This window comes from Streptomyces sp. NPDC059008, assembly GCF_042749045.1.
GTDB lineage: Bacteria > Actinomycetota > Actinomycetes > Streptomycetales > Streptomycetaceae > Streptomyces.
Genome location: NZ_JBHYJC010000019.1, coordinates 76,825 through 100,141, shown reverse-complemented (window position 1 = coordinate 100,141; position 23,317 = coordinate 76,825). Strand labels below are relative to the sequence as shown.

The 23,317-nt window shown below is 72.5% G+C and carries 16 protein-coding genes; 7 read left to right on the top strand and 9 right to left on the bottom strand.

Annotation, left to right across the window (positions count from 1 at the left end; translation table 11 throughout):
- Positions 1-87: 87 nt before the first annotated feature.
- Genes ACFWZH_RS22820 through ACFWZH_RS22805 form a run of 4 tightly spaced genes read right to left on the bottom strand, consistent with a single transcriptional unit; the run spans position 88 to position 4,568 of the window.
- Positions 88-687: an ATP/GTP-binding protein gene (locus ACFWZH_RS22820; RefSeq protein ID WP_384434215.1), complete on the bottom strand. Its 600-nt coding sequence runs from the start codon at positions 685-687 to the stop codon at positions 88-90.
- A 55-nt stretch (positions 688-742) separates the two neighbouring features.
- Complete coding sequence (locus ACFWZH_RS22815; RefSeq protein ID WP_384434073.1) at positions 743-1,141, bottom strand: DUF742 domain-containing protein; 399 nt, start codon at positions 1,139-1,141, stop codon at positions 743-745.
- Complete coding sequence (locus ACFWZH_RS22810; protein WP_384434071.1) at positions 1,138-1,629, bottom strand: roadblock/LC7 domain-containing protein; 492 nt, start codon at positions 1,627-1,629, stop codon at positions 1,138-1,140. The genes ACFWZH_RS22815 and ACFWZH_RS22810 overlap by 4 nt, the downstream gene beginning before the upstream one ends.
- A complete protein-coding gene (locus tag ACFWZH_RS22805; protein ID WP_384434069.1) occupies positions 1,629-4,568 on the bottom strand; it encodes a nitrate- and nitrite sensing domain-containing protein in 2,940 nt (979 codons plus the stop codon). Before ACFWZH_RS22805 ends, ACFWZH_RS22810 begins: the two co-directional genes overlap by 1 nt.
- 599 nt (positions 4,569-5,167) lie before the next feature.
- Between ACFWZH_RS22805 and ACFWZH_RS22800 the strand changes: the two genes are divergently transcribed.
- Positions 5,168-6,013: a hypothetical protein gene (locus tag ACFWZH_RS22800; RefSeq protein WP_384434066.1), complete on the top strand. Its 846-nt coding sequence runs from the start codon at positions 5,168-5,170 to the stop codon at positions 6,011-6,013.
- Between the two features lie 287 nt (positions 6,014-6,300).
- Here ACFWZH_RS22800 and ACFWZH_RS22795 read toward each other — a convergent pair whose 3' ends face one another.
- On the bottom strand, positions 6,301-6,804 hold the full coding sequence (locus tag ACFWZH_RS22795; protein WP_384434063.1) for a MarR family winged helix-turn-helix transcriptional regulator: 504 nt from the start codon (positions 6,802-6,804) through the stop codon (positions 6,301-6,303).
- A gap of 278 nt (positions 6,805-7,082) precedes the next feature.
- Between ACFWZH_RS22795 and ACFWZH_RS22790 the strand changes: the two genes are divergently transcribed.
- Positions 7,083-7,943 (top strand): lysozyme, encoded by an 861-nt coding sequence (locus tag ACFWZH_RS22790; RefSeq protein ID WP_384434060.1) that lies wholly within the window; start codon positions 7,083-7,085, stop codon positions 7,941-7,943.
- Positions 7,944-8,072: 129 nt separating this feature from the next.
- Here ACFWZH_RS22790 and lon read toward each other — a convergent pair whose 3' ends face one another.
- Positions 8,073-10,532, bottom strand: coding sequence for an endopeptidase La (lon, locus tag ACFWZH_RS22785; RefSeq protein ID WP_384434057.1), 2,460 nt, complete (start codon positions 10,530-10,532; stop codon positions 8,073-8,075).
- A 160-nt stretch (positions 10,533-10,692) separates the two neighbouring features.
- Complete coding sequence (locus ACFWZH_RS22780) at positions 10,693-11,538, bottom strand: pentapeptide repeat-containing protein (protein ID WP_384434054.1); 846 nt, start codon at positions 11,536-11,538, stop codon at positions 10,693-10,695.
- A 182-nt stretch (positions 11,539-11,720) separates the two neighbouring features.
- On the opposite strand from ACFWZH_RS22780, the gene ACFWZH_RS22775 reads away from it, so the two are divergent.
- Complete coding sequence (locus tag ACFWZH_RS22775) at positions 11,721-12,224, top strand: YfbM family protein (RefSeq protein WP_384434051.1); 504 nt, start codon at positions 11,721-11,723, stop codon at positions 12,222-12,224.
- A 57-nt stretch (positions 12,225-12,281) separates the two neighbouring features.
- On the opposite strand, the gene ACFWZH_RS22770 is transcribed toward ACFWZH_RS22775, so the two are convergent.
- Positions 12,282-13,088: a rhomboid-like protein gene (locus tag ACFWZH_RS22770; RefSeq protein WP_384434048.1), complete on the bottom strand. Its 807-nt coding sequence runs from the start codon at positions 13,086-13,088 to the stop codon at positions 12,282-12,284.
- Positions 13,089-13,337: 249 nt separating this feature from the next.
- Between ACFWZH_RS22770 and ACFWZH_RS22765 the strand changes: the two genes are divergently transcribed.
- The 4 genes from ACFWZH_RS22765 to ACFWZH_RS22750 all read left to right on the top strand — a co-directional run bounded on the left by ACFWZH_RS22765 (position 13,338) and on the right by ACFWZH_RS22750 (position 20,094).
- Positions 13,338-14,090, top strand: a complete 753-nt coding sequence (locus tag ACFWZH_RS22765; RefSeq protein WP_384434045.1) for a spermidine synthase — start codon at positions 13,338-13,340, stop codon at positions 14,088-14,090.
- A gap of 73 nt (positions 14,091-14,163) precedes the next feature.
- The gene (locus ACFWZH_RS22760) at positions 14,164-14,904 is read left to right on the top strand and encodes a response regulator transcription factor (protein ID WP_238575264.1); all 741 of its coding nucleotides are present in this window, start codon (positions 14,164-14,166) and stop codon (positions 14,902-14,904) included.
- Entirely contained in the window at positions 14,901-16,013 is a 1,113-nt protein-coding gene (locus ACFWZH_RS22755; RefSeq protein WP_384434042.1) for a sensor histidine kinase, read from the top strand. The genes ACFWZH_RS22760 and ACFWZH_RS22755 overlap by 4 nt, the downstream gene beginning before the upstream one ends.
- Positions 16,014-16,263: 250 nt before the next feature.
- Positions 16,264-20,094, top strand: coding sequence for a multifunctional oxoglutarate decarboxylase/oxoglutarate dehydrogenase thiamine pyrophosphate-binding subunit/dihydrolipoyllysine-residue succinyltransferase subunit (locus tag ACFWZH_RS22750; RefSeq protein ID WP_384434039.1), 3,831 nt, complete (start codon positions 16,264-16,266; stop codon positions 20,092-20,094).
- Between the two features lie 78 nt (positions 20,095-20,172).
- Here the strand turns inward: ACFWZH_RS22750 and fxsT are convergent, their stop codons facing one another.
- A complete protein-coding gene (gene fxsT / locus ACFWZH_RS22745; RefSeq protein WP_384434036.1) occupies positions 20,173-23,223 on the bottom strand; it encodes an FxSxx-COOH system tetratricopeptide repeat protein in 3,051 nt (1,016 codons plus the stop codon).
- Positions 23,224-23,317 lie beyond the last annotated feature (94 nt).

The following is a 23,317-nucleotide window of genomic DNA, read 5'->3' as shown; positions in this document are numbered from 1 at the left end:
CTTCTCTGTTACTGCGGTGTTCGGGGGGGGAGGCGTGGGGGGTGGGGCGGGCCCGGCCCCTCGGGGGCGGGTTCCGGTCGGGCCCGGCTACTGCGGCGCTTCCTCCAGCGCATGGCCGACCAGCGCGAGCAGCGCGGCGACCACCGTGGGCCGCCGGCGCGCGTCCATGATCACGACGGGTACCCGGGGCGGCACGGTCAGCGCCTCGCGGACGTCCTCGACGGCGTACTCCTCGGTGCCCTCGAAGTGGTTGACCGCGACGATGTACGGCAGTCCGCAGCTCTCGAAGTAGTCCAGCGCCGGGAAGCAGTCCTCCAGGCGCCGGGTGTCGGCCATCACGATCGCACCGATCGCGCCGCGCACCAGGTCGTCCCACATGAACCAGAACCGCTGCTGTCCGGGCGTGCCGAACAGATACAGCACCAGGTCCTGGTCGAGGGTGATCCGGCCGAAGTCCATCGCGACCGTGGTCGTGGTCTTCTCGGGGGTGGCGGTCAGATCGTCGGTGTCCTCGCTGGCCCGGGTCATCACCGCCTCGGTCTGCAGCGGGGTGATCTCCGAGACCGAGCCGACGAAGGTGGTCTTGCCGACGCCGAAGCCGCCCGCCACCACGATCTTGGTGGCGACCGGCGCCCGCGAGCGGTCGGCCTGCCAGCTGTGCAGCCCCGCCTCGTCGGCACTCGCCACGGGCTCGGGCCGGTCCGCGGAAGGGACCGTCGCCGTCGAACCGGCCGGTGTCGTGTCAGAGCCTGTGAAGTCCACCCAGCACCCTCTCCAGCAGCTTGCGGTCGGGCCGGCCGGTGGGGTGCCCGGTGCCGTAGACGCGAATCCTTCCCTGGTCGGCGAGGTCGCTGAGCAGGACCCGGACCACGCCCAGCGGCATCTTCAAAAGCGCGGAGATCTCCGCGACCGAGCGCATCCGGCGGCACAGTTCGACGATCGCCCGCATCTCGGGCATCACCCGCTCGGCCCAGCCGCCGCCGGTCAGCTCGCGCCGTCCTTCGGGGGCCTCCAGTGCGGCCACGAACGTCTCGACGAGCAGCACGTGGCCGAAGCGGGTCCGCCCGCCGGTGAGCGAGTAGGGCCGCACCCGCGCGGGTTTGCGGTCCCCGCCGCGTATGGGGAGTTTGGGGTTGCTCACAGGGCGCTCTCCATCGACTTGCGCAGTTCGCTGCGGAGTTCGGGGGTGAGGACATGGCCGGCCCGGCCGACGAACAGCGCCATGTGGTAGGCGATGACGTTCATGTCGCAGTCCGGGGCGGCGTGCACACCGAGCAGCGAGCCGTCGCTGATCGACATGACGAACACGCTGCCCTCGTCCATGGTGATCACCGTCTGCTTGACGGCACCGCCGTCCATCAGCTTCGCGGCGCCATGGGTGAGGCTGCCGAGCCCGGACACGATGGTGGCCAGGTCCGCGCTGGACCCCCTGGGCCCGTCACCGCCGTCCGGCTGCGCCTTGGCGGCCGCGCGGTCCGGGTCGGAGCTGAGCAGCAGCAGGCCGTCGGAGGAGACCACCGCGACCGAGCGGATGCCCGGCACCTCGTCGACCAGGTTCGTCAGCAGCCAGTGCAGGTTCTGTGCCTGGCTGCTGAGTCCTTTTCCGTGAGCAGTCGGCGCTTGCGCCATCAATCGTGTGCCTCCTCGGCAATCCGGCTCTCCCCCGGGGCCCCCGCTCCGTCGGTGTCGGTCTGTGGGATGGTCTGCTCCGCCGTGCGCTCCGCGATCTCGGTCTCGACCTCGCGCCGGCCGTCCCTCGCCCCCTGCTGGAATCCGCCCAGCCGGCGCCGCAGCGCCTCGGCTCCGGCCGCGCCGCTCTTGCGCGGGGCGGCGGGCGCCGGGCGCTGCGCCACGATGTGCGGTGTGCGCTTGGGCAGTCCCTTGGCCGTCCGCGGCTTCTCCGGCGCCGCGGCGGGTGCCGGGTCGTCGGCGTCGGCTGCCGCGTCGTCGGCCTCGGGTCCCGGGGCGCTGGCTTCTGCGTCTTCGGCCGCCGCGTCCGTCGCGGGGCCGGTGTGCTGGTCCGGGCCGATGGCGTACGGATCGGCGGCCGCGGCCTCGGCGACCGGCGCCTCGGACGGTGCCGGCGGCTCGGCGGCCGGGCTCGCGTCGTCCTCGGTCCGGGTGTGCTCGTCGTCGCCGGCGCTGCCCTCGGCCGCGTCGACGGCCCGCTCGGCGGCGGCGACCAGCGGGTCGATGTCCGGGGCGGCGTCCGGGTCCTCGGTGTCCGGGTCCTCGGTGTCCGCGTCGGCGGCGGGCGCGCCGGCCGCCGGGTCCTTGCGCGGCGCCCTGGTCTGCAGGGTGTTGGAGTTCGCCTCGGCGACCGAGCCGGGCAGCGCGGGGGTGTGCACCGCCTCGTGCGGCGCCGTCGTGGAGGGCGACGGGGCCGGGCGGGTGGGCAGTATCGAGCCGGGCAGTACGACGACGGCCGTGACGCCGCCCTGCTTGGCGTCCCGCAGCTGGACCCGTACGCCGTGCCGGGCGGCCAGCCGCACCACCACGTACAGGCCCAGTCCCAGGGCCTCGTCGACGGTCTCGGAGGACGAGGCGGCCTCGGCGTCCGCGAGCCGCTCGTTGAGCTCGGCCAGCCGCTCCCCGGTCATCCCTATGCCCTCGTCCTGGACCGAGAGCATCAGCTCGCCGCTCTCCAGCAGCCAGCCGGACAGCTCGACATGGGCGTCCGGCGGTGAGAACGCGGTGGCGTTCTCCAGGAGTTCGGCGACCAGATGGCTGAGGTCGTCCGCGGCGAAGCCGGCGACCTGCGAGTGCGGCGGCAGCGACTCGATGCGTACCCGGTCGTACCGCTCGATCTCGCTGACCGCGGCACGCAGTACGTCCAGCAGCGGTACCGGGCCCTGGTGGCCGCCGCCGTGCTGTTCCGCGCCCGCCAGCACCAGCAGGTTCTCGCTGTTGCGGCGCATCCGCGCGGCGAAGTGGTCCAGTTTGAACAGCGTCTCCAGCCGCTCCGGGTCCCGCTCGCCCTCCTCCAGCGACTCGATGACGGCGAGCTGGCGCTCCACGAGGGCGAGGGTGCGCAGCGAGAGGTTGACGAACCGGCCGTGCACCCCGGTCTGCGCGGTGGCCAGCCGCTCGGTGAGATCGGCGACCTCCGCCTTGAGCGAGGCGCTCTGCTCCTGAAGCACCTCGCGCTCGGCGACCAGCCGCTGCCGGCCGCCGACCAGCCGCTTGCGCTCGCCCTCCAGCTCTGCGGTGCGCCGCGCCATGTCGCCCACCTGGGCGTGCAGTGCGTTGACGGACCCGACGACGGCGGCGAACTCGTCGTTGCGGCCCTTGTAGTCGATGGGCTCCTCCTGCGCGGGGTCACCGGCCACCCGCCTGGCGCCGATCCGCAGCGCCGCCAGGGGCTGGGTCAGGGTGCGGGCGGCCCAGACGCCGGCGCCGACGGCCAGCAGCAGGCAGAGCGCCTCCAGGCCGATGCGGATCTCCAGCTCGGTCACGTCGTCGTCGCGCAGGGCACCGAGCCGCTCGATGTCGGCGGTGGCCATGGCCGACTCCACGCCCCGCATCAGCCCGATGCGGGTGGTGAGGGTGTCGGCCACCTTCTGACGGCTGAGCCGCAGGTCCGCGGCGTCCAGGCGGGGCTGGTCGGTCAGCCGGGTCAGATAGCGCTCGGCGGCGTCGACGTCGGCGCCGGTGACGGTGCGCTCGAAGCGGTCCCGGGCGCCCTGGCCGGCGGTCTGCCGGAAGTCGCCCAGCGCGCCCTGGGCGCGGAGGTGCGCGACCTGGGCGAGGGCGGTCAGCCGGGGCTGGCCGCCGCCCGCGTTCAGCCCGGCCAGCAGCAGGGCGCGGGTGCCGGCGGCCTGGTCGGTGAGGCGGCCCAGGGCGGGCAGCGCGCGGGTGTCGGCGTCGGCGGAGTCCGCGCGGGCGGGGAGGTGGCGGGCGATAGTGTCGCCGATCGCGGCGAGCGCCTGGATGACCTCGGTATAGGCGTGGTAGACCCGCTCGGCCGATTCGGTACCGGACAGCGCCCTTTGACGGGTTTGCGGGAGGGCGGCCAGGAGCTTGGCGGCCGCCGCGTAGACCTCGGTGTCGCCCGAGGCGTCCTGGGCCTCGGTGCGCAGCTCGCCGATCTGCCGGTCGACACGGGCGCGCTGGGGCCCGGTGGCGGCGGAGGCGTCGGCGGACACGGCGGCGTCGGCTGCGGCGGTGCCGGCGGCAGCGGTGTGGGGAACGGCGGCGGTCCCCGTGCCGTTGGTGGCGGCGGCGCCGTTCCCGGTGCCGCCGACTCCCGTGCCGTCGGCTCTCGCGCCGCCGCTTCGCGCGCCGTTGGGCTGCGTGCGGTCGGCTCCGCCGGTCCGGCTGCCGTTGGCGCCGGACGCGCCGGGCTTGGCACCCGCGCGGCCGGCCGGTCGGGCGGCGCCTGCGGTCAGCGCGTCGCGCTCGTCGGCGAGGGAGTGCGCGAGGGCGATCGCCCGGGCGTTCAACTCGGCGAGGTCGACCAGCTGCTGGCTGTCGTGGGCGTTGTCGGCCGTGGTGGCGAGGCCGGGGGCACCGGCGCCCAGGACCGCGGCGGCGACCACGGCCACCGCCCCGACGAGCCGGTTGCGCACCCGCGCGGGACGCCGCCCCGAGAGGCCCTCCCCGCCCGTCGTGCCCGGACCCCTGCCCGGACCCGGGACCGAACCGGCCGGTGAACCCGGCTTCCCTGCGCCGCCCCGAAGCCGCATCTTCCGCACCGCTGCTCGCATTCCTGTCTCGCCTGCCCACGCCGTATGGCGTCGCGGACCCGGTTCGCTCGCCGCTCGCGGGGCGGACCTGCGCGCACACCGCAGCAGCACACACTTCCGCGAGGGTAAACAGTCCGGCTCTGCGCGTCGCGATGGATGTCCTGGTCCCGCCCCTTGACCGGGCAACGACCCTTCCACCGGCGTCGCACAGTGGCCCGGCAACACATGCCTGGCCACCTGAACGAGTGAACATCACTCGGAGTTTGACCATCAACTTCCCGGCGCCACCGATTTTCGCGGCAGACCCGCGCACCGCCCGGACGGGTTTGGAGATGCGTGCCGGTCCTGGAAAGATGCCCGCCCGCACACCGCTGGCCCGGTGGTCCATACCTTCTGTACGCCGCTGACCTGCCCGTACGCCGACGCCGCCGGCAGCGCCCGGTCAGCGGGGCGCCGACGGGGCCTCCGGCAGACTTGCGGCCATGCGCATCGAACTCGCCACCGAGCCGGGCGACCCCCAACGCCCAAACGAGGACTACGCATCGGTCGCCCTGCCGGCCTTTGGCCAGGGCGGAGTCCTGGTCCTGCTGGACGGTGTGACGCCGCCCGCCGAGGACTACGGATGCGTGCACACGGTGCCGTGGTTCACCGCGCGGCTCGGTGGCGCATTGCTCGAACTGTCGGTTTCACGCCGGGATATGACACTCGCTGAGGTGTTGGCCGCCGCCATCTCACGGACGGCCGAAGACCACCGCGACACCTGTGACCTTTCTCACGTCCGCACTCCGCAGGCAACCGTGGTGGCCGCGCGGTGGTCCGAGGACACCGTCGAGCATCTCGTCCTCTCCGATTCGGTCCTGCTGCTGGAGCGGGCGGACGGCTCGGTGCACCCGGTGCTGGATCCGCGGCTGGACGAACTGCCGCCCGCGGTCCGCGCCCAGCGCGCCGCCGTGCGGGCGCTGCCCCGCGGCTCGGCGGAACGGGCCGCGGCGGGCCGCGCGTACGCCCGCGCGGTCGAGGCGCTGCGCAACGCCGAGGGCGGCTTCTTCACCGCGGCCGCCGATCCGTCGGTGGCCGCCCGCGCGGTGACCGGCAGCACCCCGCGCGCCGAGGTCCGCTCACTGACCGCGCTCACCGACGGCGCGGGCCGCTGGGTGGAGGTCTTCCGGCTGGGTTCCTGGACGGACTGCGTCGAGATGGTGGCCGAGCGGGGCCCGCAGTCCCTCATCGACCGGGTCCGGGCGGCCGAGGCTGCGGACCCGGAGTGCGGGACCCATCCACGCGGCAAGGCCCGGGACGACGCAGCGGTGATCCACGTGGCGCCCTGAGCGGGGACGCCCTGGACCACGACGTCCCGAGCGGGGGCGCCCTGAGCAGGGACACCCTGCACCGCGACGTCCCGAGCAGTGCCACCCTGCACCGCGGTGCCTGCCCTGGGGAGACGTCCGGGAACAGCCCTCGCCCGCACCGCGTCCCGGAATTCCCCCACCGTCTACCCGACGCCCGGGAATACCCCCCGCCCCCACCACGTTGTGGCCCCGCAGGGGGCGTTCGCATCCCCTAAGGAATGCGTTCGACCACCCCTACCCCTCGGCCCCACACCCCTCCCCCCGCCCTACCCCTCCTCGCCCTCCTGCTCCGTGTTCAAGCGGTGCAGCAGCCGCGCCAGTTCGGCGACCTCCGCGCGGTCCCACGAGGCGAGCCGGCGCGCGTACTGGGCGCGGCGCCCGTTGCGGACGCGGGTGAAGCGGGCGCGGCCCTCGTCCGTGATGCGGACGAGGACGGCGCGGCCGTCGGCCGGGTCCGGCTCGCGGGCGACCAGCCCCAGCTTCTCCAGGGCGTGCAGCTGGCGGCTCATCGTGGCCTTGCCGACGCCGAAGAAGCCGGCGAGGTCGGTGGCGCGCTGCGCGCCGGCGTCGGCCAGCCGGAGCAGGAGCCCGTACGCGGACGGCTCCAGATCGGGATGCACCTCGCGGGCCAATTCGCCGGACGAGGCCCGGGCGCGGCGGAGGAATACCGCCAATTCCCTTTCCAGGGCGAGGAATACGTGGTCCACACCAGTCGGCTCGCCGTCCGCCGGGGTGCCGCCGGCTCCGGTGTTGTGCACGTCAGCGCCCATTCCCGCTTTCCTCATCTGAAAGTTTCCGCCCTCGGCGGCCGAAGCCGCAGCTCGGCCAGTATTTCGCAGGATTAGACCAACGGCAGCCCGGCAACCCTCTTTTGCCCCGTCGGTCTACGCGCGTATCGTTATTTATGGCATGGCCATACCAAGCGGTCCGGTCGGCGACAAAGGTTCCGCCACACGTCATGCACACCGCACCTCCGTGTCATCGCGTCTGCGTCATGCCGTCAGATCATCCCCCCTCAGGTCACCCACCGAGATCTCCGGAGACACGTATGACCGTGCTCAGATCCGGCCTCCCCCACCGCCCCGCACGCTCCCTCGCGACCATGGTCGGGGCCCTTCTCGCGATCCTCGCCCTCCTCCTCGGCCTGCCGTCCGCCGCCGGCGCCCAGGCCCCGCGGCGCGCACCCGAACCCACCCATCCCGGACAGGACTGGGCCGGTTCGCAGATCGCCAAGCACGAAGGCACCGCGGCCGGCACCGCCCCGCCGGCGTCCTCGCTCGCGGCGTCCGTCGAGGGCGTGGACGTCAGCAGCCACAACGGCAACGTCGCCTGGTCGACGCTCTGGAACAGTGGCGTCCGCTTCGCCTACGTCAAGGCGACGGAGTCCACCAGCTACACCAACCCGTACTTCGCGCAGCAGTACAACGGCTCCTACAACGTGGGCATGATCCGTGGCGCGTACCACTTCGCCACGCCCAACACCTCCAGCGGCGCCGCCCAGGCCAACTACTTCGTCGACCACGGCGGCGGCTGGTCCAGGGACGGCAGGACGCTGCCCGGCGCGCTCGACATGGAGTACAACCCCTACGGCGCGACCTGCTACGGGCTGAGCGCGGCCGGCCTGGTCAACTGGATGAAGGACTGGTTCGCCACCTACAAGGCGCGCACCGGCCGGGACGCGGTCGTCTACACCTCCACCAGTTGGTGGAAGCAGTGCACCGGCAATTCGTCCGCCTTCGGGGCCGTCAACCCGCTGTGGATTCCGCGCTACGGCTCCTCGGCCGGCGAACTCCCGGCCGGCTGGGGCTTCCACACCATCTGGCAGTACACCTCGACCGGCCCGACGGTCGGTGACCACAACCGCTTCAACGGCGCCTACGACCGGCTCCAGGCGCTGGCGAACGGCTGAGCGCACCGGGCCGACGGGTCGGGCGAGGGCGGGTAGCGCCCCGCCCACGCCCGGGCCGTACGCGCGAACGGGCCCCTGCCGCACGGTCCGTGCGGCAGGGGTCCGTCCCGTTTGCCGTCCCCGCGCGGCTCAGGCCGCGAGGGGGACCTCCGGCACGGCGCCGTGGGACGCCGGCGTCAGCGCCAGCTGGAGGACCTGGCGGACGTCCGCGACGGGGTGGACCTCAAGAGAGTCGAGGACCTCGGCCGGGACGTCGTCCAGGTCCGGCTCGTTGCGCTTGGGGATGATCACCGTCGTGATCCCGGCCCGGTGCGCCGCGAGCAGCTTCTGCTTGACGCCGCCGATCGGCAGCACCCGCCCGGTCAGCGAGATCTCCCCGGTCATCGCCACGTCCGGCCGGACCTGCCGGCCCGACAGCAGCGAGGCCAGCGCCGTCGTCATCGTCACGCCCGCGCTCGGTCCGTCCTTGGGGACGGCGCCCGCCGGTACGTGCAGATGCACTCCGCGCTCCTTGAGGTCGGCGACCGGCAGTTCCAGCTCCGCGCCATGGGAGCGCAGGAACGACAGCGCGATGTGCGCGGACTCCTTCATCACGTCGCCGAGCTGGCCGGTCAGCTGGAGCCCGGACGCACCGGTCTCCGGGTCGGCGAGCGAGGCCTCCACGTAGAGGACGTCGCCGCCGGCGCCGGTGACCGCGAGGCCGGTGACCACACCGGGTACGGCCGTCCGCCGCTCGGCCGGGTCCTGGGCGGACTCGGGGGTGTGGTGCGGCCGCCCCAGCAGCGGGCGCAGCTGGTCCACGCCGACCGTGAACGGCAGCTCCCGTTCGCCGAGTTCGTGCTGGGCGGCGACCTTGCGCAGCATCCGGGCGATGGCGCGCTCCAGATTCCGTACGCCCGCCTCGCGGGTGTACTCGCCCGCCAGCTTGCGCAGCGCGTCGTCCTGCAGCGTCACCTCGTCCTGCTCCAGGCCGGCCCGCTCCAGCTGGCGCGGCAGCAGGTGGTCCCGGGCGATGACGACCTTCTCGTCCTCGGTGTAGCCGTCGAGCCGGACCAGCTCCATCCGGTCGAGCAGCGGCTCGGGGATGGCTTCGAGGACGTTGGCGGTGGCCAGGAAGACCACGTCGCTGAGGTCGAGTTCGACCTCCAGGTAGTGGTCGCGGAAGGTGTGGTTCTGCGCCGGGTCCAGGACCTCCAGGAGGGCGGCGGCCGGGTCGCCCCGGAAGTCGGACCCCACCTTGTCGATCTCGTCGAGGAGGACGACCGGGTTCATCGAGCCGGCCTCCTTGATGGCGCGGACGATGCGGCCGGGCAGCGCGCCGACGTACGTACGGCGGTGGCCGCGGATCTCCGCCTCGTCGCGGACGCCGCCGAGCGCGACCCGGACGAAGGAGCGGCCCATGGCGCGGGCGACGGACTCGCCCAGCGAGGTCTTGCCCACACCGGGCGGGCCGACGAGCGCGAGCACGGCGCCGCCCGCCCGTCGTCCGCCGCCGCCCTTGCCGGAACCATCGTGCGAGGCCCCCTTCGCCCCGCCGCCGACCAGCCCCAGGCCGCGCTCGGCCCGCCGCTTCCTGACGGCCAGGTATTCGGTGATCCGCTCCTTGACCTCCTCCAGGCCGGAGTGGTCGGCGTCCAGCACCTGCTTGGCACCGGCGATGTCGTAGGCGTCCTCGGTCCGTTCGTTCCACGGCAGTTCGAGGACGGTGTCCAGCCAGGTGCGGATCCACGATCCCTCGGGGCTCTGGTCGCTGGCCCGCTCCAGCTTGTCGACCTCCTTGAGGGCGGCCTTGCGGACGTCGGCGGGCAGATCGGCGGCCTCGACCCGGGCGCGGTAGTCGTCGCCCTCGTCCTCCGGATCGCCGTTGAGCCCGGCGAGTTCCTTGCGGACCGCCTCCAGCTGCCGCCGCAGCAGGAACTCGCGCTGCTGCTTGTCGACACCCTCCTGGACGTCCTTGGCGATGGACTCGGCGACGTCCTGTTCGGCGAGGTGGTCGCGCAGCGCCTCGGTGGCGAACTTCAGGCGGGCGACCGGGTCGGTGGTCTCCAGCAGCCGGACCTTCTGCTCGGTGGTCAGGAAGGGCGAGTAGCCGGAGTTGTCGGCCAGCGCCGGCACGTCCTCGATCTGCTGGACGCGGTCGACGACCTGCCAGGCGCCGCGCTTGCGCAGCCAGCTGGTGGCCAGCGCCTTGTACTCCGTGACGAGTTCGGCGACGGCCCCGGGCAGCGGATCGGGGACCTGTTCGTCGACGGTCGTGCCCTCCACCCACAGCGCGGCGCCGGGCCCGGTCGTGCCGGAACCGATCCGCACCCGGCCCAGGCCCCGGATCAGCGCTCCGGGGTCGCCGTCGGACAGCCGCCCGACCTGCTCGATCCGCCCGAGCGTGCCGATTCCCGCGTAGGTGCCGTCGATGCGGGGCACAAGCAGCACCCGCGGTTTGTTACCCGAAGTGGCGGCGGCCTGTGCGGCCTCCACCGCGGCGCGGACGTCCGCGTCGGACAGGTCCAGCGGCACCACCATGCCGGGGAGCACGACCTCATCGTCGAGCGGCAGCACGGGCAGGGTGAGCGATGTGGACGTCGAAGCCATGATCTCCCCTTCGGCAATCAAGTTGAGCTTTACCCACTCAATGCAGGGGGGCGGGGAGTTGTTCCCCCGCGCGCGTTCGCTGTGAGCGATCGGGACGGGGGTGCCGGGGAGCGCCCGTCGCCGGTCGATGCGCGGGACGGGGTGCCCGGGGAGCGCCCGGCTACCAGTGCGCGGGGCGGGTCAGCGTCTCGGGCAGCTTGGTGGCGGCGTTCCCCCGGGCCGCGTTCAGCTGGGACTGGGTCAGGAAGAGGGCGCCGGTGAGGTCGGCACCGCTCAGGTCGGCGTCGCGCAGATCGGCGCCGATCACATCCGCCCGGCGCAGATCGGCGCCCTTGAGGTCGGCGGCGATGAGGTAGGCGCCGCGGAGGTTGGCGCCCTGGAGGTCGGCGCCCTTGAGGCGGGCCCCCATGAGGTCGGCGCCCCGCCGCTCCTTCTTGCGGCCCGGGACCTTGGCCCGTACGAGCTCGCTGGTGCGCAGCAGCAGGGCGTTGACCTCGCCCCGGTGGGCCGGCACGTCCAGCGCGGCGAGGTCCTCGGCGCTGCCGCGGGTGAGGCGTTCGGTCTTCTCCAGCGCGGCCCGCAGGTCGGCGTGCAGGGGGCGGGCGGCCCGCAGGGTGAGCGCCTCGGCCAGGTACCAGAGCAGTTCGTGCAGCTGCCGCATGACGGGGAACACGTCGAACATCTGCCGGGCGGTGCCCGGAGCCTGCCGCCAGTCCCGCCCGCCGAAGGTGACCTGGGAGACCTTCTGCCCGGCGCCGAAGCAGTCGAAGACGGTGCAGCCGGAGAAGCCGCGCTTGCGCAGATCGGTGTGGATGCCGCAGCGGAAGTCGGTCTGCAGGTTGGGGCAGGGCCGGCCGGCCTCCTTGTCGAGGGCGAAGTCCGCGGAGGCCGCGAACGGCAGCGCGACGCAGCACAGCCCGAAGCAGCTGCCGCAGTCGGACTGCAGGCCCAGCTCGACAGTGTCCGGATTCGATTGCTTGCGCTCGGGCGCGCGGTCTGGGGACACGGTGCGGATACTCCTGCGGCCGGTGCGCGCCGCACGGGGCGGCGCCTGGAAAGGACGTCCATTCTCCCAGGCCCGGACGGGTGGCGCGGCCGGCCGGTTTCGCTCGCCGCGAGCGGCCGGCGGACCGTCAACGCGGCGCCGGCCGCCGGGCGTTGTCAGTGGTCGCCCCTAGCCTCGGGTCCATGAGCATGATCGGACAGTACGCATGTGTCACACCCGCCGAATTCGACCGCGCCCTCGGCGACCCGGAGTGGGCGTTGAAGCTGGTCATCGGGCGGATGGAAGCGGAGGCCGGACAGCCGGCGGAGCCGGCCGCCGCGCGCTGCCTGGACGTCGACAAGGCCTGGGACGCCCTCGGGTTCCTGCTGCGCCGGGCGGCCTTCCCGGTGGACATCGTGCACGGCGAGGGGGACATCCCGGCGGCGGAGGACTGGGGCTACGGCCCGCCTCGCTACCTCACCGCCGAGCGGGTGCGGGTCGCCGCCGAGGTGCTCGCGGGGATATCCGGCGCGGATCTGACGGCCGGTGTCGGCCCCGAGGACCTCGCCGAGGCGGAGGTGTATCCGTCGATCGTGTGGGAGCGCGGCGAGTCCCTGGACTACGTGCGCGAGCACTACGACGCGCTGCGCCCGTTCTTCCGTGCGGCGGCGGACCGGGGGGAGGCGGTGCTGGTCTGGCTCGGCTAGGGCAGGGCCTTTCCGACCCTGACTCATCGGACAGGCCCTGGCCCGGCGCGCCGGGGGTCAGTAGGTACGCACGCCCCGCAGCGCCGGATGCCCCAGGTCGCCGAGGAGCGGCCGGGGGCCGGTGCGGCGGGCGCGCCAGCGGCGCAGCAGGGGCCAGCAGGCCACACCCAGGGCGAGGGACAGCAGATGCCCCCAGTCGGTCATCGGGTCCAGGTAGGCGAGCAGATCGGTCAGCGCCAGGTAGCCGACCCCGGTCAGCAGGGGCAAGCGCGCCCAGGTCGGCAGCAGGCCCGCGAGGGCTCCGGTGCAGGTCATGACGCCGAAGCTGATGCCGTAGTCGAGGCGGTGCAGGGAGCTCTCGGGCAGCTGTCCGGCGGCGACGGAGAAGGCCACCGGCACCTCGGTGGCGAGGGTGGCCAGCGCATGGCCGCCGAAGAAGACCGCGGCGGTGCGCAGGCCGCCGATGCGCCGCTCCAGTGCCGTCAGGACCAGGAGGAAGGCGAGGGCGTAGCCGGAGGTCACTCCGCCGGCTATCCACAGCGCGCTGGCGGCCAGGACCAGCAGCGGGGCCTTGGTCAGGTGGACGACGTCCGTGCTGGAGCCCCGCAGCAGTTCAGAGACCAGCCGCGGGTCGGCATGTTCGGCGAAGAGGGAGGTGGCGACGAGCAGGAGGGCGTAGCCGAAGGTGAAGGGGGTGGCAGTGGGGGTGGGGAAGAGCCGCCACACCCGTCGGCGCAGCCGCTCGAAGGCCGGTCCGGTGCTCGCTGTGCGCAGCCGCTCGGCGGCCGGCCCCGCGACGGCTCCCGCAGCGTCGCCCGGGGCCCGGTCGGCCCGTGTCCCTCCGGCGGTTCCCAGCCAGCTCACTTGGCGGTCCCTCCCGTCCATGGCTCATCCGGTGAGCCACGCCCCATCTCCCCCCGGGCGGTGCGTGCTCGTTCTGCTGTGCACAACGTCGCGGACCACCCTGCCTGCTCAATCCATGAGGAAGCTGTGAGAGTGATATGCCTCACACAAGGCAACTGTCGTCGCGGCCTCCGCGTCAGGGTTTCCGGCGCCTCGCCCGGCCCCGTAACCCGTTGCTCGGCGCGACCCGGATTGGCCACCATGGGCGCCATGGCATCCGTTACTCCGCCGCAGACGACGGCCGGCCCCTCAGCAGCCCCCCGCACGCTCGACCGGCGCGAGGGCCCGTACGGCGAGGTGGTGCTGCGGCAGCGGGCCGGGTCCCCCGCCGGACCGGATGCACCGGCGGCCCCGGTGATCTACGAGATCATCGCCAACGGCTGCTTCCTGATGGACACCTCCGACGGCCGGTCCGAGCGGCTGCTGATCGACGCCGCGTTGGAGGGGCTCCCCGCCGATCGCGAGCGCCCCTCGGTGCTGATCGGCGGCCTGGGCGTCGGCTTCTCCCTGGCCAGGGCGGCCGAGCAGCCCCGGTGGGGCCGGATCACCGTCGTCGAGCGCGAGGTGGCGGTCATCGACTGGCACCGCACCGGCCCGCTGTCGGCCGTCTCGGCGGCCGCGCTGGCCGACCCGCGCTGCACCGTCCTGCACACCGACCTCGTCGCCCACCTGCGCGGCGGGACCGGCCCCCGGTCCACCTACGACGCGCTGTGCCTGGACATCGACAACGGCCCCGACTGGACCGTCACCGACGACAACGGCAGCCTCTACTCCCCCACCGGACTCGCCGCCTGCCGCGACCGGCTCTCCCCCGGCGGAGTGCTCGCCGTATGGTCCGCGCAACCCTCGCCGGCCTTCGAAGCGGCCCTGCGAAATGCCGGATTCAGCGAGGTACGTACGGAAGAGATCCCCGTTGTCCGAGGCGTCCCCGACGTGGTCCACCTCGCGCGGAAGGGCGCGTAGCCGACAGTCACACCATGCCCGTACGCTGCTGCCCAGCAGTACGCGACCACGCAGGGACATGCAGGGGCGGGCGATGGACCAGACTCAGACAACGCAGGGCGGCGCCGCCGCTGCCACGCCGGGCGCCCAGCGCCGGGTACTGGTCGTGGAGGACGACCCGACGATCGTCGACGCCATCGCGGCCCGGCTGCGCGCCGAGGGCTTCCAGGTGCAGACGGCCACCGACGGCCCGGCCGCCGTCGACACCGCCGAGGCCTGGCAGCCCGATCTGCTGGTCCTCGACGTGATGCTGCCGGGCTTCGACGGCCTGGAGGTGTGCCGCCGCGTCCAGGCCCAGCGCCCGGTGCCGGTGATGATGCTCACCGCCCGGGACGACGAGACCGACATGCTGGTCGGCCTCGGCGTCGGCGCCGACGACTACATGACCAAGCCGTTCTCGATGCGCGAGCTGGCCGCCCGGGTGCACGTCCTGCTGCGCCGGGTGGAGCGCGCCGCGCTGGCCGCCCACACCCCCCGCAGCGGCATCCTGCGGCTGGGCGAGCTGGAGATCGACCACGCCCAGCGCCGGGTCCGGGTGCGCGGCACGGACGTCCATCTGACGCCCACCGAGTTCGATCTGCTGGTGTGCCTGGCGAACACGCCGCGCGCGGTGCTCTCCCGCGAGCAGCTGCTGGCCGAGGTGTGGGACTGGGCGGACGCCTCCGGGACCCGTACGGTCGACAGCCACATCAAGGCGCTGCGCCGCAAGATCGGCGCCGAGCGCATCCGCACGGTCCACGGTGTCGGCTACGCGCTGGAGACTCCGCCCGCATGAAGCGGTGGCAGCAGCCCCTGCGCGGGCTGTGGCAGCAGGTCTGGGAAGCGCTGCGGCCGCTGGATCCGTACCGCTCCGTCAAGGCGGCGCTCGGTGCGCTGGTCAGCGTTTCGGTGATCATCACCACCCTGCTGGTGTTCGTCGCGATGCACTCGGCGACCGAGCTGCGGGTGATCACGATCTTCTCGATCATCGCCTCGCTGCTGCTCACCCAGTTCGTGGCGAACAGTCTGACCGCCCCGCTCGGGGAGATGACGGACGTCACCCGCTCGATGGCGCACGGTGACTACAGCCGCCGGGTGCGCTCGGCCCGCCGCGACGAGTTCGGCGACCTGGCGAACGCCTTCAACAGGATGGCGGCCGACCTGGAGGCGGTGGACACCCACCGCAAGGAGCTGGTCGCCAATGTCTCGCACGAGCTGCGCACCCCCATCGCGGCGCTGCGCGCGGTCCTGGAGAACGTCGTCGACGGGGTCTGCGAGCCCGATCCGGAGACGATGCGGACGGCGCTGAAGCAGACCGAGCGGCTGGGCCGCCTGGTCGAGCACCTGCTGGACCTGTCCCGGCTGGACAACGGCGTGGTGCCGCTGCACGCCCGGCGCTTCGAGGTCTGGCCGTATCTGTCCGGGGTGCTCAAGGAGGCCAACATGAGCCGGGGCGCCTCCACGCTGGCCGGCTCCGGCACCCACACCCGAACGGACGTCCATCTCCACCTCGACGTCTCGCCGCCGGAGCTGACCGCGCACGCCGACGCCGAGCGGCTCCACCAGGTCGTGGCGAATCTCATCGACAACGCGATCAAGCACAGCCCGCGCCACGGCCGGGTCACGGTGCACGCCCGGCGCGGCGAGGGCCCCGAGAGCCTGGAGCTGGAGGTGCAGGACGAGGGGCCCGGCATCCCCGAGTCGGAGCGCTACCGGGTCTTCGAGCGGTTCAACCGCGGCGGCCCGGCCCCCTCGGGCCCCGGCAGCGACGGCGGTACGGGCCTGGGCCTGGCGATCGCGCGCTGGGCGGTGGATCTGCACGGCGGACGGATCGGCGTGGCCGAATCCGCGCGGGGTTGCCGGATCCGGGTCACTCTTCCGGGGCTGGAGTCGGCGCGCAGCTGACGCCCACGTTGACGTTCGGTGACGTAGGGTCGGTGGTAGGAGCACTCATCCCATGGGTGCGACGGCGGTGAGTCCTACCCGCAGACGGGCAAACTCCGTGTGTTTCCCGCCAAGTCATGCCCCGAAACCCCTTCGGGAATGTGACGTGCGCGACGAGTGGCCCTCCCGGACTGCACCAAAGGTCACAAGAGGCGTAGCCTTTATTCCCGCTGTCCACCACCTTAGGAAGCGGAAGAGGGCGGTTGCCGCCGTGTCGCTACAGTCCCCCAACAGCTCGAGCATCTCGACCGACCAAGAGGGGCAGGGCAAGAGCCCTGCTGCTGCGTTCGGTCCCAATGAGTGGCTCGTCGACGAGATCTACCAGCAGTACCTCCAGGACCCGAACTCGGTAGACCGAGCCTGGTGGGACTTCTTCGCCGACTACAAGCCGGGCGGTGCCACCGCGCCGAGCAAGCCCGCGGAGGCCGCCGCCCCCGCGCAGGCCGCCCCGGCGCCGGCTGCCCCGGTCACGCCGCCGGCCCCCGCCGCGGCCGAGCCGAAGCCCGCAGCCGCCAAGCCGGCCACCCCGGCGAAGCCGGCCGCGAGCGCTCCGGCCCCCGTCAAGCCGGCCCCGGCCAAGGCGGCCCCCGCCAAGGCCGCCGCGAAGCCGGCCGCCAAGCAGGCCGCCGACGGCGAGGCCCCGGCCGGGCCCGAGTACGTCCAGCTGCGCGGCCCCTCGGCCGCCGTCGCGAAGAACATGAACGCCTCCCTGGAGCTGCCGACGGCCACGTCCGTCCGCGCCGTCCCGGTGAAGCTGCTGTTCGACAACCGCATCGTCATCAACAACCACCTCAAGCGCGCCCGGGGCGGGAAGGTCTCCTTCACCCACCTGATCGGGTACGCGATGGTGCAGGCCCTCAAGGCCATGCCGTCGATGAACTACTCCTTCGCGGAGAAGGACGGCAAGCCGACGCTGGTCAAGCCGCCGCACATCAACCTCGGCCTGGCCATCGACCTGGTGAAGCCCAGCGGTGAGCGCCAGCTCGTCGTCGCCGCCATCAAGAAGGCCGAGACGCTCTCGTTCTTCGAGTTCTGGCAGGCCTACGAGGACATCGTCCGCCGGGCCCGCGACAACAAGCTGACGATGGACGACTTCACCGGAGTCACCGCGTCGCTGACGAACCCCGGCGGCATCGGCACCGTCCACTCGGTGCCCCGTCTGATGCCCGGCCAGTCCATGATCATGGGCGTCGGCGCGATGGACTACCCCGCGGAGTTCCAGGGCACCTCCCAGGACGCCCTGAACAAGCTGGGCGTCTCCAAGGTCATGACGCTGACCAGCACCTACGACCACCGGGTGATCCAGGGCGCCGCCTCCGGCGAGTTCCTGCGCGTCATGAGCCAGCTGCTGCTCGGCGAGAACGAGTTCTTCGACGACATCTTCAAGTCGCTGCGGATCCCCTACGAGCCGGTCCGCTGGCTGCGGGACATCGACGCCTCGCACGACGACGACGTCACCAAGGCCGCCCGGGTCTTCGAGCTGATCCACTCCTACCGGGTCCGCGGCCACGTCATGGCCGACACCGACCCGCTGGAGTACCACCAGCGCAAGCACCCCGACCTCGACATCACCGAGCACGGGCTCACCCTGTGGGACCTGGAGCGCGAGTTCGCCGTCGGCGGCTTCTCCGGCCGGTCGATGATGAAGCTGCGCGACATCCTGGGCGTGCTGCGCGACTCGTACTGCCGCACCACCGGCATCGAGTTCATGCACATCCAGGACCCCAAGCAGCGCCAGTGGATCCAGGACCGGGTCGAGCGCTCGCACAAGTCGCCGGAGCGCGACGAGCAGCTGCGCATCCTGCGCCGGCTGAACTCCGCCGAGGCGTTCGAGACGTTCCTGCAGACCAAGTACGTCGGCCAGAAGCGCTTCTCGCTGGAGGGCGGCGAGTCCGTCATCCCGCTGCTGGACGCGGTCATCGACTCCGCGGCCGAGTCGCGCCTGGACGAGGTCGTCATCGGCATGGCCCACCGCGGCCGGCTCAACGTGCTCGCCAACATCGTCGGCAAGTCCTACGCGCAGATCTTCCGCGAGTTCGAGGGCAACCTCGACCCGAAGTCGATGCACGGCTCCGGCGACGTGAAGTACCACCTGGGCGCCGAGGGCACCTTCACCGGCCTGGACGGCGAGCAGATCAAGGTCTCGCTCACCGCCAACCCCTCCCACCTGGAGGCCGTGGACCCGGTCGTCGAGGGTGTCGCACGCGCCAAGCAGGACATCATCAACAAGGGCGGCACGGACTTCACCGTCCTGCCGATCCAGCTGCACGGCGACGCCGCGTTCGCCGGCCAGGGCGTGGTCGCCGAGACGCTGAACATGTCCCAGCTGCGCGGCTACCGCACCGGCGGCACGGTGCACGTCGTCATCAACAACCAGGTCGGCTTCACCGCCGCCCCGGAGTCGTCGCGTTCGTCGATGTACGCCACCGACGTGGCCCGCATGATCGAGGCGCCGATCTTCCACGTCAACGGCGACGACCCCGAGGCCGTCGTCCGCGTCGCCCGTCTGGCCTTCGAGTTCCGCCAGGCGTTCAACAAGGACGTGGTCATCGACCTGATCTGCTACCGCCGCCGCGGTCACAACGAGTCGGACAACCCGGCCTTCACCCAGCCGCTGATGTACGACCTGATCGACAAGAAGCGCTCGGTGCGCAAGCTCTACACCGAGTCCCTCATCGGTCGCGGCGACATCACGCTGGAAGAGGCCGAGCAGGCGCTCCAGGACTTCCAGGGCCAGCTGGAGAAGGTCTTCACCGAGGTCCGCGACGCCACGACCGCCCCGGCCGTCCCCGAGGTGCCGCAGCCCAAGGCCGAGTTCCCGGTCTTCGTGGACACCGCGATCTCCCAGGAGGTCGTCAAGCGGATCGCCGAGTCCCAGGTCAACATCCCCGACCACATCACCGTCCACCCGCGTCTGCTGCCCCAGCTGCAGCGCCGCGCGGCACAGGTCGAGGACAACACCATCGACTGGGGCATGGGCGAGACCCTCGCCGTCGGCTCGCTGCTGATGGAGGGCACCCCGGTCCGGCTCGCCGGCCAGGACTCCCGCCGCGGCACGTTCGGCCAGCGTCACGCGGTCCTCATCGACCGCGAGACGGGCGAGGACTACACCCCGCTGCTCTACCTCTCCGAGGACCAGGCCCGCTTCAACGTCTACGACTCGCTGCTGAGCGAGTACGCGGCGATGGGCTTCGAGTACGGCTACTCGCTGGCCCGCCCGGAGGCGCTGGTCATGTGGGAGGCCCAGTTCGGTGACTTCGTCAACGGCGCCCAGACGGTCGTCGACGAGTTCATCTCCTCGGCGGAGCAGAAGTGGGGCCAGACCTCCGGCGTCACCCTGCTCCTCCCGCACGGCTACGAGGGCCAGGGCCCGGACCACTCCTCGGCCCGGATCGAGCGCTTCCTGCAGCTGTGCGCCCAGAACAACATGACCGTCGCCATGCCGACGCTCCCCTCCAACTACTTCCACCTGCTGCGCTGGCAGGTGCACAACCCGCACCACAAGCCGCTGGTCGTCTTCACCCCGAAGTCGATGCTGCGTCTGAAGGCCGCGGCGTCGAAGACGGAGGAGTTCACCACGGGCGGCTTCCGCCCCGTCATCGGCGACACCCAGGTCGCCTCCGGCGCGGTGGACGCGAGCGCCGTCCGCAAGGTGGTCTTCTGCTCCGGCAAGGTCTACTACGACCTGGAGGCCGAGCGCGCCAAGCGCGGTGCGAACGACGCGGATGCTGCCAGCACGGCGATTGTCCGCATCGAGCGCCTCTACCCGCTCCCCGGCAAGGAACTCCAGGCGGAGATCGCCAAGTTCCCCAACGCCGAGAAGTACCTGTGGGCGCAGGAGGAGCCGGCGAACCAGGGTGCCTGGCCGTTCCTCGGTCTCAACCTGATCGACCACCTCGACCTGGCCGTCGGCGCCGACGTGCCGCACGGCGAGCGTCTGCGCCGCATCTCGCGGCCGCACTCCTCGTCCCCGGCCGTCGGCTCCGCCAAGCGCCACCAGGCGGAGCAGGCCCAGCTGGTCGCGGAGGTCTTCGACGCGTAGGCGTCGCCGGCCGCCGGACCCACCGGTGACACAGTGGAAGGGCCCGTCCCCTCGGGGGCGGGCCCTTCCGCGTACCTCCTAGACGGGCTGGGGTTCGAAGTCCCAGTACGGGCGGCGGCGGCGCCGGGCGGACAGGGTGTGCGGGTGCTCGGCGCCCAGCGTCTCGGAGAGCTGCTGGATCGCCTCCTGCTCCAGCTTCGCCGCCTCCTGGCCGCGGCGGCGCAGCGCGCGCAGGTCCTCGGCCAGTGCCGTCTTCGCGGAGAGGGTCATCGGGTGGGTGTCGCCCAGCGTCGCCTTGGCCCGCTCCAGGGTGTCGCGGCCCAGTTCCACCGCGCCGTCCTCGTCGTCGGCCCGGCTGCGGGCGGCGCCGGCGTTCAGCGCGCAGCCCAGCGTCCAGGGGTGGTCGGGGCCCATCACCCGGGTCATGCCGTGCAGCGCCCGTTCCGCGATGTCCAGCGCATCTGCCGTCTCCCCGAACTCCCCGCGGACCAGCCCGACGTTCCCGAGGGTGCCGACGGTGTACGGGTGGCGCTCGCCGGCCAGTGCCTGATAGCGCTCGGCGACCTCCTCGGCCAGGTCGCGGGCCTGGCCGAGGTCGCCGTGCTCGCGCAGGAAGGTGGCGTGGTCGGCGCGGACCATCAGCGTCTCGGGGTGGCGCGGGCCCTGCACCCGGCGGGAGCGTTCGACGAGGTCGGCCATCAGGGCGCCGGCCCGGGCCACCTCGCCGGTGCGCCGCAGGCACAGCGCGAGGTTGTGCTCGGCGCGCAGGGTCTGCGGGGTGTGCGCGCCCATGACCTGCAGATGCAGCCGGGCGTTGAGCTCCTGACCGGAGGTGGCGTCGCGGTAGCGGCCGAGCAGGCGCAGGGTGCGGGCGTGCGCGGTGCCCGCGTTGAGGGTGAGGTGGTGCCGTGCGCGCAGCTCGCGTTCCCGGAAGGCGAGCACCTCGCGGTGGGTGACCAGCGCCTCCTCGTAGCGGCCGAGCAGCGCGAGGACGTTTCCGAGGTTGTGCCGCGAGGAGAGGGTGCGGGGTGCCTCGGGGCCGAGCAGCTCGGTGTAGGCCCGCCAGACGGCGTCGAAGAGTGCGTGGGCCTGCTCGTACGAGCCCAGCGCGATCAGCGTGCCCGCGAGGCCGTCCTGCGCGCGCAGCAGGTCGGCGTCGGAGGCGTCCCGCTCGGCGGAGAGCTGGTCGACGACCGAGCCGCCGACCGCCTCGGCCTCGCGGTAGCGGCCGAGGCGACGCAGCATGTTGGCATGCTGGTGGGTGAGCACGAGCATGGTGCGCTGGGTGGGTTCGAGGCGGGTGCGCCAGCGGGACATGAACTGCTCGCACAGCCGCAGGCCGATGCGGTACTCGCCGCGGACCCGCAGGTATTCGATGCAGTTGAGCAGCAGCTGCTGGACGGCGGCGTCGGGGCTGTCGAGGACGCCGGCCGGCTCCAGATGCGGGATGAGTTCGGCGTAGCGCTCCCAGTAGCGGGTGTCGGAGGGGTTCTGCGGGTCGGCGGTGACCAGCACCCGGCAGGCGGTCGCGGCCATCAGGTCGCGCTCGTCCTCGGTCATGTCGCTGCGCAGGAACCGGTGGTAGAGCCGGTGCATCTGCGCGGTCTCCACGGCCGGGTCGGAGTCCTGGGAGACCTGGTAGTCCAGGCGTACGGCGGTGGATTCGGTCAGCCGGCGCAGCGCGGTGTTCCAGCTGATCGGCTCGGCGGCCAGATCGGCGAGGTGTTCGGGCAGGTCGCCGCGGCGGGCCTTGGCGAGCATCGGGACGGGGATGGCGTCCGGGGCGAAGAAGGCGAACAGCTTGAGGAGTTCGACCGCCGCGGGGCTGCGCTCGCGCAGGGTGTTGAGAGTTATGGCCCAGCTGGTCTGGAAGGCCATGGGGTAGTCGGAGGAGATCCGGATGCCGACGAGGCTGGGCTCGCCGCGCCGGATCAGTTCGATGTACTCCTTGGGGGACATCGGGTTGGCGTCGAGCCAGGCGGCGGTCTGGGCGAGCAGCAGCGGCAGGTCCTGGACGGCTTCGGAGAGCATGTCGGCCTCGACCGGTGTGAGCCGTGGGGCGCGGCGCCGGGCGTAGGCGACGGACTCGATGCGGGTGAAGGGCAGCACCTCGATCTCCTGGGCGCTGCCGGAGCCCGACCAGTCGCGGGTGAGGGTGGTGATCAGGACGTGGCCGCGGCCGTCGGGGATCAGGTCCTCGATCTGCTCCATGTCGTCGGCGCTGTCGAAGATCAGCAGCCAGCGGCGGTAGGGGCGGCCGACGCGCAGCGCTTCGTGGACGGCGCGGATGCGGTCGCCCAGTTCCCTGCCGACGGGCAGGCCGAGCCGGGTGGCGAGTTCGGCGAGCTGTTCGCGGGCGGCGCCGCGGTTGGTGGCGCTGATCCACCACACCACGTCGTAGTCGTTGCCGAAGCGGTGGGCGTACTCGGCGGCGATCTGGCTCTTGCCGACGCCGGAGGTGCCGTAGAGCGCGATCCGGGTCTCCAGCGGCGGGGCCGAGCCCACCCCGGGGCCGGCGAGCTTGCCGTGCAGCTCTTCGAGTACGTGGTCGCGGCCGGTGAAGCGGTTGTTGCGGCGGGGGATGTTCCAGACCTCGGGCGGGTTGTTCGGGAAGCGGGGCTCGCCGGGGGCGTCCTCGTCCACGGTCCGGGCGGGCGCGGTGATGCCCAGCCGGTGCAGCACCCGGCGGTTGGCCTCGCGGGCGTCGAGGTCGCGCAGGTCGGCGGGGCGCAGCAGGGAGGCGGTGGCCGGCAGGCTCTGGGTGGCCACGCTCACCGCGGCGAACCGGTCGGCGTGCGGGGGCACCACCTCGCGCAGCGCGGCCGTCCACTCCTCCTGTGTCTTGGGGCCCAGCCGGAAGTACCAGTCGTCGAGCACGATCAGCAGCCGGCCCTCGGCCTCCAGCAGCCCCGACAGCTCCGCGGCCAGTGCCGTGTCCACCTGCGGGTCCCAGCGGAGCAGGGTCGTGCCGTGGCCCTGCTGCTCCAGCTGGTGGGAGATCCATGCGGCCCACGGTCGGGCGAACCCCGCGTAGCTGATGGTGATGTGCTCGCGGGAGCCGACGGAAGGGGACCGACCAGAAGTGCCAGCAGAACCAGAAGAACCAGAAGAAATGGACTGATCGACCATGCGACCGTCTCCCTGAGATGCGATGGTGCGCGCGTGCGGAGGCTGATTCATCGGGCACGCCCTGGCTCTTTCGCACGATAGCCCAAGTATCGCT

Bases quoted from the DNA above. Each gene is read 5' to 3' on its own strand.
- ACFWZH_RS22810 (WP_384434071.1), bottom strand. From the start codon at position 1,629: ATGGCGCAAGCGCCGACTGCTCACGGAAAAGGACTCAGCAGCCAGGCA.
- ACFWZH_RS22795 (WP_384434063.1), bottom strand. From the start codon at position 6,804: ATGGGCGCTGACGTGCACAACACCGGAGCCGGCGGCACCCCGGCGGAC.
- ACFWZH_RS22760 (WP_238575264.1), top strand. From the start codon at position 14,164: ATGGACCAGACTCAGACAACGCAGGGCGGCGCCGCCGCTGCCACGCCG.
- ACFWZH_RS22775 (WP_384434051.1), top strand. From the start codon at position 11,721: ATGAGCATGATCGGACAGTACGCATGTGTCACACCCGCCGAATTCGAC.
- lon (WP_384434057.1), bottom strand. From the start codon at position 10,532: ATGGCTTCGACGTCCACATCGCTCACCCTGCCCGTGCTGCCGCTCGAC.
- ACFWZH_RS22765 (WP_384434045.1), top strand. From the start codon at position 13,338: ATGGCATCCGTTACTCCGCCGCAGACGACGGCCGGCCCCTCAGCAGCC.
- ACFWZH_RS22755 (WP_384434042.1), top strand. From the start codon at position 14,901: ATGAAGCGGTGGCAGCAGCCCCTGCGCGGGCTGTGGCAGCAGGTCTGG.
- ACFWZH_RS22790 (WP_384434060.1), top strand. From the start codon at position 7,083: ATGACCGTGCTCAGATCCGGCCTCCCCCACCGCCCCGCACGCTCCCTC.
- ACFWZH_RS22800 (WP_384434066.1), top strand. From the start codon at position 5,168: ATGCGCATCGAACTCGCCACCGAGCCGGGCGACCCCCAACGCCCAAAC.
- fxsT (WP_384434036.1), bottom strand. From the start codon at position 23,223: ATGGTCGATCAGTCCATTTCTTCTGGTTCTTCTGGTTCTGCTGGCACT.